At 68.6% G+C, this 3,122-nt stretch carries 4 protein-coding genes; all 4 read right to left on the bottom strand.

Annotation, left to right across the window (positions count from 1 at the left end; translation table 11 throughout):
* Positions 1-602 (bottom strand): amino acid ABC transporter permease (locus AC1DOC_RS26225; protein WP_478130795.1); only part of this gene is annotated, 602 nt, incomplete at its 3' end.
* Positions 603-618: 16 nt separating this feature from the next.
* Positions 619-1,284 carry an amino acid ABC transporter permease gene (locus tag AC1DOC_RS26220; protein WP_012747982.1) on the bottom strand — a complete coding sequence of 222 codons (666 nt, stop codon included), beginning with the start codon at positions 1,282-1,284 and terminating at the stop codon, positions 619-621.
* A 49-nt stretch (positions 1,285-1,333) separates the two neighbouring features.
* On the bottom strand, positions 1,334-2,371 hold the full coding sequence (locus AC1DOC_RS26215) for an L-idonate 5-dehydrogenase (RefSeq protein ID WP_478130794.1): 1,038 nt from the start codon (positions 2,369-2,371) through the stop codon (positions 1,334-1,336).
* A gap of 4 nt (positions 2,372-2,375) precedes the next feature.
* A partial coding sequence (locus AC1DOC_RS26210) for a substrate-binding periplasmic protein (protein ID WP_478130793.1) occupies positions 2,376-3,122 on the bottom strand: 747 nt, incomplete at its 5' end.

Raw genomic sequence — 3,122 nt, 5'->3', positions numbered from 1 at the left:
CCCATCAGCCAGTAGAGGACGGCCATGGCGGTGAGCATTTCCAGCACGCGGAAGGTCTGCGCGCGGATCTGCATCGCCGTGTAGGCCAGTTCGCTCACGGCGATGACGGACACCAGCGAGGTGTCCTTGAAGAGCGAGACCCAGGTGCTCGCGATCACCGGCAGGATGCGGCGGCCCGCCTGCGGAATGACCACCTTGAACATGGCCTGGCGGCGCGACATGCCCATGGCAAGCGCCGCCTCCAGTTGCCCCTTGCGGATGGAGTTGATGCCGGCGCGGAAGGTCTCGGCGTTGTAGGCCGAGATGTTGAGCACCAGCGCCACCAGCGCGGTGACGAGCGGCGACAGCTGGAAGTCCACCGCCATCGGCATCACGTAGAAGACCCAGTAGATCACCAGGATCAGCGGCAGGTTGCGGAAGAACTCCACGAAGCCGAGCGAGGCCGACTGCAGCAGCTTGTTGGACGACAGCCGCATCAGTGCCAGCACGATGCCGCCCGGCACGGCCAGCAGCATGGTCAGCACCGTGAGGCCCACGGTGAGCGCCGCGCCTTCGAGCAAGGCCTGGCGGTGCGTCCAGATCACGGACCAGTCGAAAGTCATGGGATGGCCCTCTTCATCATGAACGCCCCAGGTGCGCGACGCGGTGGTAGAGCCGGTCGATGCCGCGCGTGACCGGGAACAGGATCGCGAAGTACGCCACCATCACCGCGGTGAACACTTCCACCGGCCGGTAGCTCTGGCCCGCCACCGTTTCGGCGCGGTGCATCAGCTCGGGCACGGCAATCACGGTGGCAATGGCCGTGTCCTTGATGGCGATGGTGAGGATCGAGCCGAAAGCCGGCAGCATGCGGATGGTGGCCTGCGGCAGCAGCACCTTGCGCAGCAGCTGCGCACGCGACATGCCCAGCGCCAATGCGGCGCGCGTCTGGCCCGGCCGGATCGACTCGATGCCCGCGCGGATCACCTCGGCCGCATAGGCCGCGATGTGCAGCGTCAGCGCGATCACCGCGGCCCAGAACGGCGCGAAGGTGAAGCCCACGAGCAGCGGGAACGCGAAGTACATCCACACCAGCACCACCAGCACCGGAATGGCGCGCATCGAGTCGATGTAGAACACGAGCAGCCGGCGCAGCCAGCCGGGGCCGTACAGCCGCAGCAGCGCGATCGCCAGGCCCGCGAGGATGCTGGTGACTGCGCTGATGAGGCTCAGCGCGACCGTCACGCCCAGGCCGCTGGCGAAGAAACGCCAGTTGTCGGCAATCGGGGAAAAGTCGAATTCCATGGAAGCTCCGCGGGAGAGGGAAGGGCGGCGGGATCGGGCGACCCCATCCTCAGAACGTGAYGAGCACCTTCATCGCGCGGTGCCGGTCCGCCGCCAGCGCGAAGGCGTCGTGCACGCGCGCCACCGGCACCGCCTCGGTCAGCAGGGGCGACACGTCCAGCAGGCCGCGGCTCAGGTAGTCCACCGCCCAGGCGTATTCGTCGACGAAGCGGAAGCTGCCGACCAGATGCAGGCTCTTGACCATGACCTGGTTGAACGGGCAGCCCTCGCTGTTGCCGCCGAGCGTGCCCACCTGCACGATGGTGCCGCGCGGGCGCGTCGACCGGATGCAATTGGCCAGGCCGTCGTAGTGGCCCGAGACCTCGAAGCACGCATCGACCTGGCCCTTGTCCGCGGCCAGCGCCTGCAGCGCATCGGGCTGCGTGGCCGCGTTGATGGTGCGCGTTGCGCCGACGCGGGTGCAGGCCGCGAGCGTCTCGTCCACGATGTCCACCGCAATCAGCTGGCTCGCGCCCGCGAGCTTCGCGGCCATGAGGATCAGCGCGCCGATCGGCCCCGCGCCCACCACCATCACCGTCTTGCCGAGCAGCGAGCCGGCCTCCTGCACCGCATGCAGCGCCACGGCCAGCGGCTCGCCGAAGGCGGCCAGCTCGAACGACAGCGTGTCGGGCACGATGAGGCACTGCGTGGCCTCCACCACCACCTGCTCGCGCATCGCGCCCTGCATGTGGGGCCAGCGGCTCGCGCTGCCGAAGAAGTGCACGTTCTCGCAGTGGTTGGACGCGCCCGCGCGGCAGAAGCGGCAGACACCGCAGGTGCGCGACGGGTTGAGGGCCACGCGGTCGCCCGGCTTCACCGAGCTCACCTGCGCGCCCACTTCGATGACCTGGCCCGAGGCCTCGTGCCCCGGCGTCAGCGGCGCGCGGATGACGAAGTCGCCGACGCGGCCGTGGCGGTAGTAGTGCAGGTCGGAGCCGCAGATGCCGACCGCCTTGACGGCCACGCGCACCTGGGTGGGCGCCAGCGGTTCGGCCGGGCGTTCGGCAAGGCGCAGGTCGAGTGCGCCGTGGATTTCGCAGTTCAGCATGGTGTTACTTCAGGTTCTGCGTCATGCGGCGCTCTTCTTCGCTGAGCGCGGGCTGCATGCGCTGGGCCACGGCGCGCAGCCAGTCGAGGTACACCTGCTGGTCCTTCGCCACGCCCATGCCGGTCTGGATCTGGAAGATCTTGCTGTCCTGGCAGTCGTTCTCCTTGGGGAACACGGCCAGGCCCTTGACCTTCTTGCTGATGTTGGGCCACAGCATGCGGTTGAGCGGCGCCACGTCGGAGCGGCCGGCCAGCACCTCTTCGATGGGCGCGACCGAACCGGAGTTGGCCACGCCGCGCAGCTTGGCCTTCGCGAACTGCTGGCGCACCAGCGGCTCCTCGCCCGCGCCCGAGAAATACGCCATGGTGATCTCGGGCTTGTTGAAGTCTTCCAGGGTGCGCGCGCTGGTGAACTTCGGGTTGTCGGCGCGGCCGAACATGCACACCCCGGTGCTCGAGAAGGTGACGAAGTCGATGATCTTGGCGCGCTCGGCGGTCTCGTTCAGCGGCCCGATCATGATGTCCATCTGGTTGGCCGTGAGCGACGGCACCTTGGTCTCATGGCTCACCGGCACGGGCTCCACCTTCACGCCCAGCAGCTTCGCAAACTCCTTGCCCAGCGTCCACGACGGGCCGGACCACGGCTCGCCGTCGCCCGCGGTGTTCTGCGCGAGCCAGGGCGGGTTGTTGACCACGCCCACGCGCAGCACGCCGGCCTTGCGGATGGCGTCGATGCGCGGGCTCGCGCCGGG

The sequence above is a fragment of the Variovorax sp. 01T439_2 genome (assembly GCF_056398445.1).
This window is presented reverse-complemented; position numbering and strand designations above follow the sequence as displayed.